This is a genomic window from Pseudomonas sp. AGC41 (assembly GCF_057334555.1).
Genome location: NZ_JBHFJB010000119.1, coordinates 2,113 through 8,699 on the forward strand (window position 1 = coordinate 2,113; position 6,587 = coordinate 8,699).

7 protein-coding genes are annotated in these 6,587 nt (G+C 61.1%); 5 read left to right on the plus strand and 2 right to left on the minus strand.

Going from position 1 to position 6,587, the window contains the following annotated elements; translation table 11 throughout:
- Positions 1 to 38: 38 nt before the first annotated feature.
- On the minus strand, positions 39 to 626 hold the full coding sequence (locus ACE04F_RS21155; protein WP_486109732.1) for a LysE family translocator: 588 nt from the start codon (positions 624 to 626) through the stop codon (positions 39 to 41).
- Between the two features lie 176 nt (positions 627 to 802).
- On the opposite strand from ACE04F_RS21155, the gene ACE04F_RS21160 reads away from it, so the two are divergent.
- From ACE04F_RS21160 to ACE04F_RS21175, 4 genes are all read left to right on the plus strand, one after another.
- Complete coding sequence (locus ACE04F_RS21160) at positions 803 to 2,257, plus strand: TrkH family potassium uptake protein (RefSeq protein WP_486109734.1); 1,455 nt, start codon at positions 803 to 805, stop codon at positions 2,255 to 2,257.
- A 64-nt stretch (positions 2,258 to 2,321) separates the two neighbouring features.
- A complete protein-coding gene (locus ACE04F_RS21165) occupies positions 2,322 to 3,404 on the plus strand; it encodes a bifunctional transcriptional activator/DNA repair enzyme AdaA (protein ID WP_486109736.1) in 1,083 nt (360 codons plus the stop codon).
- 3 nt (positions 3,405 to 3,407) lie between these two features.
- Positions 3,408 to 4,022, plus strand: a complete 615-nt coding sequence (locus tag ACE04F_RS21170) for a DNA-3-methyladenine glycosylase family protein (protein WP_486109738.1) — start codon at positions 3,408 to 3,410, stop codon at positions 4,020 to 4,022.
- 200 nt (positions 4,023 to 4,222) lie between these two features.
- Positions 4,223 to 4,711, plus strand: a complete 489-nt coding sequence (locus ACE04F_RS21175) for a GFA family protein (RefSeq protein ID WP_486109740.1) — start codon at positions 4,223 to 4,225, stop codon at positions 4,709 to 4,711.
- Positions 4,712 to 4,846: 135 nt separating this feature from the next.
- Here ACE04F_RS21175 and ACE04F_RS21180 read toward each other — a convergent pair whose 3' ends face one another.
- Positions 4,847 to 5,449: a MiaE family protein gene (locus tag ACE04F_RS21180; protein ID WP_486109742.1), complete on the minus strand. Its 603-nt coding sequence runs from the start codon at positions 5,447 to 5,449 to the stop codon at positions 4,847 to 4,849.
- A 159-nt stretch (positions 5,450 to 5,608) separates the two neighbouring features.
- On the opposite strand from ACE04F_RS21180, the gene ACE04F_RS21185 reads away from it, so the two are divergent.
- The gene (locus ACE04F_RS21185) at positions 5,609 to 6,472 is read left to right on the plus strand and encodes a universal stress protein (protein ID WP_486109744.1); all 864 of its coding nucleotides are present in this window, start codon (positions 5,609 to 5,611) and stop codon (positions 6,470 to 6,472) included.
- Positions 6,473 to 6,587: the final 115 nt, after the last annotated feature.

A 6,587-nucleotide genomic window follows, 5' to 3' on the forward strand; every position in this document is an offset into this window, starting at 1 on the left:
CCCCACAACAGCGCCGCCAACTGGACACCTGGTCAGGCTCAAGGCCACAGCAAATAAACCGCACTCACCACCAACAACGCCGCCATCAATCGGTTGAACAGGCGCATGGTCGCCGGGTTGCCCAGCCACGTACGCAAGAAGGCGCCGGCGTAGGCCCAGCAGCCCACGGACAGGTAGCAGATCACCAAATAGATCGCCGCGAACTGCCACACCAGCGATGCCTCGCCATCGGCTACAAAAGCGCCCATCCCCGCCACGCAAGCCAGCCACGCCTTGGGGTTGAGCCACTGCATCAGCGCGCCATGGAACATCGAAGGCGCGCCCCCCTCGTCCCGGTCACCCAGTTCGCCGTTGTCCAGCGCCAGTTTCCAGGCCATGTACAACAGGAACGCCACACCTGCCAGTTGCACCACACGCGTAAGTCCGGGCCAGCGCTGCAACACTTCGTGCAACCCCAACCCCATCAAGACCAGCAGCAGAACGAACCCCAGGGTGGCGCCGGCGACATGGCGCAAGGTGGCGCGCAAACCGTATCGAGCGCCGGAGCTGAGGGCGACAATATTGACCGGGCCCGGGGTAATGGAAGCCACCAGCGCAAAGGTCGCCATGGAAAATATCAAGCTCATCTCAGATCTTCTTCGTTTCGGGAAAGAGCCTCCAAGATAAACGGGGCGCCCGCAAGGGTATTGAAGAAAACTGCCTTCGCCGTCAGGCACTCCCGGTTCATTTTTTTACGCAAAATTTACGCGGTGAACGATGCGCCAAATCGATACTGTTCAGCTCTTTGAATCAGGCGTTATCCATGTCCATAGCGGTTCTGCGTCTCATCGGTTTCATCCTCGGGATTTTCCTGATCACCCTTGCGATCAGCATGGCGATTCCGCTGTTTACGCTGATGTTCTACGAACGCAACGATGACTTGTCGGCATTTCTCTGGTCGAGCCTGATCACCTTCGTCTGCGGTGCGGCACTGGTGGCCCGTGGAAGGCCGGACCAGGTCCATATGCGTCCCAGGGAGATGTACCTGCTCACTACCGCCAGCTGGGTATTTGTCTGCGCATTCGCCGCCCTGCCGATGGTGTTCATCCAGCACATCAGCTACACCGATGCATTTTTCGAGACAATGTCCGGCATCACCACCACCGGCTCGACCATCCTGACCGGGTTGGATAGCGCATCGCCCGGCCTGTTGATCTGGCGGTCGATGTTGCACTGGCTCGGCGGAATCGGCTTTATCGGCATGGCCGTGGCGGTCCTGCCGCTGCTGCGGGTCGGCGGCATGCGGCTGTTCCAGACCGAATCTTCGGACTGGTCGGAGAAAGTCACGCCGCGCTCTCACGTCGCGGCCAATTACATCCTCTGGATCTACGTGGGCTTGACCGCTCTCTCGACGTTGGCGCTGTGGCTGGCGGGCATGACGCCTTTCGAGGCGATCAATCATGCGATGTCGCTGATTTCCACCGGAGGTTTTTCCACCTCCGATGCATCCCTGGCGCACTGGCCGCAACCGTCGGTTCATTGGGTATCAGTGGTCGTCATGATGGCAGGATCGCTGCCCTTCACGTTGTATGTAGCGACATTGCGCGGCCACCGGCGCGCCCTGCTCAAGGACCAGCAAGTCAGGGGCTTCATTGGATTTCTGGTGGTCACCTGGCTCGTGGTCGGCACCTGGCTGAGCCTTAACAGCGACCACGCGTGGTGGGACGCGGTCCGCATCGTGGCGGTCAACGTTACGTCCGTGGTCACAACCACTGGCGTGGCCCTGGGTGACTACACGTTGTGGGGAAGTTTTGCCCTGTTGCTGTTCTTTTACCTGACGTTCGTCGGCGGCTGTTCGGGATCAACGGCCGGGGGCCTGAAAATCTTTCGCTTTCAAGTCGCCAAGGTATTGCTGATGGGCAGCTTGAAGCAGCTGATCCATCCCCGGGCGGTGATCCAGAAGAAATACAACAACCATCCCATCGACGAGGAAATCGTTCGCTCGTTGCTGACGTTCTCGTTCTTCTTCACCATCACGATCGGCGCCATCGCCCTGGGTCTGGCGCTGATCGGCCTGGACTGGACGACCGCCTTGACCGGCGCGGCCACCGCCGTCTGCAACGTGGGTCCGGGCCTGGGCAACATCATCGGCCCGGCCGGCAACTTCTCGACCTTGCCGGATGCGGCAAAATGGCTGCTGACCATCGGCATGCTGCTGGGACGGCTGGAAATCCTGACGGTGCTGGTGCTGTTCACGCCGGTGTTCTGGAAATATTGATATCAGCCAATTCGCTGTCGATTTTTCGGTGGAGGGCTTTCGGCCACGGTTCTATGCTCCACCCATGAACCGACAAGACTCGCTCCTCCCGCCCCACGCCGAAATGGTCCGCGCCATGCTCGAACGAGACACCACCTACGAGGGGGTGTTTTTCACCGCGGTCAAGACCACCGGTATTTTCTGTCGTCCCAGCTGCACGGCGCGCAAGCCGAAGCCGGAGAACGTCGAGTTCTTTGCCCACGCCGACGAGGCGATGTCCGCCGGCTATCGGGCCTGCCTGCGTTGCAAGCCGCTGGATGCCGCCGCCATTGCCCCGGACTGGATCCAGGCCTTGCTCAAAACCGTCGACGCCGAGCCAGACCTGCGCTGGACCGACGCCCTGCTGCTGGAACAAGGCATCGAACCGCTGAAATTACGCCGCTGGTTCAAGCAGTATTTCGGCATGACCTTCCACGCCTACCTGCGCACCCGGCGCCTGGGCATCGCCCTGGGCGGGATCAAGGAAGGCGCCTCGATCGATAACGCGGCGTTCGACTCCGGCTACGAGTCTCTGAGCGGATTTCGTGATGCCTTCGTCAAATCCTTCCATATCACACCGGGCCGCGCCGGGCTCAGCGAACCCTTGCTCTTTACCCGCCTGACCACGCCATTGGGGCCGATGCTGGCCATGGCCGAACGTCGCGGCCTGGTACTGTTGGAGTTTCTCGATCGCCCGGTCTTGACCAAGGAGCTGGAGGAACTGCAGCAACGCTACGGCTATACGGTTGCGCCGGGACACAACGCGCATCTGCAACAGATCGAAAGCGAACTGGCCGACTATTTCGCCGGCAAGCTCACGGTTTTCAACGTCCCGTTGCACATGCCTGGCAACGCCTTCGCGGCCAGGGTCTGGGCCGAGCTGCAGAAAATCCCCTACGGCGAAACCCGCAGCTACGGCGCCGTCGCCAACGCACTGGGCAGCCCTGGCGCCAGCCGCGCCGTGGGCCTGGCCAATGGGCAGAACCGTCTGGCCATCGTCATCCCTTGTCACCGGGTGATTGGGGCGGATGGATCGTTGACCGGCTATGGCGGCGGCCAGCCGCGCAAGGCGTTTCTGTTACGGCTGGAGCGAGCCGCGGTGCAGGTTTCGTTACCTTTGGCGTTTTGACTGATGGCGGCACCTTATCAGCAAGCAAGCATTTTCCTGGCAGGCCTGGACGAAGACTGGCGACGCCATGTCGAGTCGATCGGTCCTTGTCTGCTGCAACCCAAACCGGCCCGCGATCCGTATGAGGCGCTGATGCGGGCGATTGCTTATCAGCAACTGCACGCCAAGGCCGGGGACGCCATTCTCGGCCGGCTGCTCGGACTGTACCCATCGGGGACGTTTCCGGGGCCTGAGCAGATATTGGCAACTGATGTCGCGCAATTGCGCGGTTGTGGATTTTCAGCCAGCAAGATCGCCACTCTCCAGGGTATCGCCCAGGCCACGCTGGACGGGATCGTGCCGGACTACTCCACGGCGCTGGCCATGGACGATGAAACGCTGATTGAACGCCTGGTCACCCTGCGCGGCGTCGGACGCTGGACCGTGGAGATGCTTCTGATCTATAGCCTGGAACGGCTGGATATCCTGCCGGCGGATGATTTTGGGGTTCGCGAGGGATATCGGCGGCTCAAGGGGTTGGAAACTCCGCCGAGTTCCAGGCAGATGAGCGAAATCGGCCGGACCTGGAGCCCTTATCGGACGGTGGCGGCGTGGTATCTGTGGCGGGTGCCCAAGTGATGTTGGCTTGCAGGGACGCTTTCGCGAGCAGGCTCGCTCCCACAAGGATTCAGGTCGCCTGCAGACTCTGCATCTACAACAGAACCTGTGGGAGCGAGCCTGCTCGCGAAGGTGGCTGCATGCTCACAGCCAATTCAACGGTCAAGGTATGGGCCGTCTAGGCTGTACTGAGTCATTTCCAATCCCACTGGAGGTCTCCCATGCAGCTCGAAGGATCCTGCCACTGCGGCGCCGTGTCATTCAGCCTGGATTGCGCCCATCCCTACCCCTATCAGCGCTGTTACTGCTCGATCTGCCGCAAGACCCAGGGCGGCGGCGGTTATGCGATCAACCTTGGGGGAGACGCCACGAGCCTGAAGGTGCAGGGTCGCAAGCACATCTCGATCTACCATGCGCGGCTCAAGGACGAGGGCGACAAACGCGCCCACCGCAGCAGTGCCGAGCGGCATTTCTGCGCGCTGTGCGGCTCGGGATTATGGTTGTTCAGCCCTGAATGGCCGGAATTGATCCATCCGTTCGCCTCAGCCATTGATACGCCGCTGCCGGTGCCCCCTGAACGCACCCATCTGATGCTGGGTTCCAAGGCGCCATGGGTAGAGGTCGAGGCACGCTCGGGCGACCAGCAGTTCGACGTGTATCCCGAAGAATCGATTGCCCAGTGGCATGAACGCCTGGGTTTGACCATTTGACACTGGGTCGCTGCTCGGAGCCTCTTCGCGAGCAGGCTCGCTCCCACAAAGGATTCAGGCTGCCCTGAGATCCATGTTCAGCACAAAACCTGTGGGAGCGAGCCTGCTCGCGAAGGCGTCAGCGCAGCATCGCCATCAGGCCGGCACACCACTATGGAACCGAAACTCCACGTCCGTTGATTCGATCAACTCGCGCTCCGCCTCGCGGACCCTCTCAATGACTTGGGCAATATCCTTGGCGTCGCCATACTGGTAGGCCAGTTTCAGGTAACCCTGAAAATGCCGAGCCTCGCTTTTCAGCAGGCCGAAATAGAACTTGCCCAGCTCCTCGTCCAGATGCGGCACCAAGGCCTCGAAACGCTCGCAACTGCGAGCTTCGATAAAAGCGCCGACCACCAGGGTATCCACCAGTTTCACCGGTTCGTGGCTGCGCACCACTTTACGCAGGCCCGAAGCGTAGCGCCCGGCGGAGAGCTGACGCAGGGCGACCTTGCGTTTTTTCATCAGGCGCATGACCTGCTCGTGATGCACCAGCTCTTCCCGGGCCAGGCGCGACATCATATTGATCAGGTCGACATGGGCGTGATATTTGGCGATCAGGCTCAAGGCAGTGCTGGCGGCCTTGAACTCACAGTTCTTGTGGTCGATCAGCAACGTTTCCTGGTCAGCCAGCGCCGCCTGGACCCAGGCGTCGGGGGTGCGGCAGCCGAGGAATTCATGGATTTCGGGAAGGATCATGGTGCTCACGGGCAAAGGTGGTCGAGCGAAGGGCGCCGATTATACCGGGCTGCCTCCAGACCACCAGCCACCACCGTTGATATGCATCAAGTCGACGGGGCATCCAGAGCAACTATAGTTGAGCAACGCCGTGCCCTTTTATTGCTGGAGACGCCGATCATGCAAGCCATTCGCAGCATCCTCGTGGTCATCGAACCCGAACATTCGGAAAGCCTGGCACTCAAGCGCGCCAAACTGATCGCCGGCGTGACCCAGGCCCATTTGCACTTGCTGGTCTGCGACAAACACCATGACCATGCCGGGATGCTCAGCGTCCTGAAGGCCGCACTGGCGGCCGACGGCTACAGCGTGACCACCGAGCAGGCCTGGAACGAAAGTCTCTACGAGACCATCATCGACGTGCAGCAGGCCGAAGGCTGTGGCTTGGTCATCAAGCAGCACTTCCCCGACAGCCCCTTGAAAAAAGCCCTGCTGACCCCGGCCGACTGGAAACTGCTGCGCCATTGCCCGACCCCGGTGCTGCTGGTCAAGACATCGGGATCCTGGAAAGACCGGGTGATCCTGGCCGCCGTCGACGTGGGCAATGCCGATGGCGAGCACCGCCACCTGCACTCGACGATTATCGACCATGGCTATGACATCGCGCTGCTGGCCAAGGCGCACCTGCATGTCATCAGCGCCCACCCGTCGCCGATGCTCTCGTCCGCCGACCCGACCTTCCAGCTCAAGGAAACCATCGAAGCCCGCTACCGTGAGCAATGCCGGGCGTTCCAGGCCGAATTCGACATTGACGACGAGCACCTGCATATCCAGGAAGGCCCGGCAGACGTGCTGATTCCGTTCATGGCTCACAAGCTCCAGGCCGCCGTCACCGTGATCGGCACCGTGGCCCGCTCGGGTTTGTCAGGGGTGCTGATCGGCAACACCGCCGAAGCCGTGCTCGACACCCTGGAAAGCGATGTGCTGGTGCTCAAGCCGCAGGAGGTCGAGGATCATCTGGTAGAGCTGGCGGCGAAGGAATAAAAAGGCTGGCGACAAGCTCTTGTGGCGAGGGAGCTTGCTCCCGCTCGGCTGCGCAGCAGGCGCCTGGAGCTTCCAGATTCAGAAACTATTCAGGATCAAGGGCGAGGGTCGCTTC

Coding starts and splice junctions, on each gene's coding strand:
- ACE04F_RS21180 (WP_486109742.1), bottom strand. CDS start 5,449: ATGATCCTTCCCGAAATCCATGAATTCCTCGGCTGCCGCACCCCCGAC.
- ACE04F_RS21175 (WP_486109740.1), top strand. CDS start 4,223: ATGCAGCTCGAAGGATCCTGCCACTGCGGCGCCGTGTCATTCAGCCTG.
- ACE04F_RS21165 (WP_486109736.1), top strand. CDS start 2,322: ATGAACCGACAAGACTCGCTCCTCCCGCCCCACGCCGAAATGGTCCGC.
- ACE04F_RS21155 (WP_486109732.1), bottom strand. CDS start 626: ATGAGCTTGATATTTTCCATGGCGACCTTTGCGCTGGTGGCTTCCATT.
- ACE04F_RS21170 (WP_486109738.1), top strand. CDS start 3,408: ATGGCGGCACCTTATCAGCAAGCAAGCATTTTCCTGGCAGGCCTGGAC.
- ACE04F_RS21160 (WP_486109734.1), top strand. CDS start 803: ATGTCCATAGCGGTTCTGCGTCTCATCGGTTTCATCCTCGGGATTTTC.
- ACE04F_RS21185 (WP_486109744.1), top strand. CDS start 5,609: ATGCAAGCCATTCGCAGCATCCTCGTGGTCATCGAACCCGAACATTCG.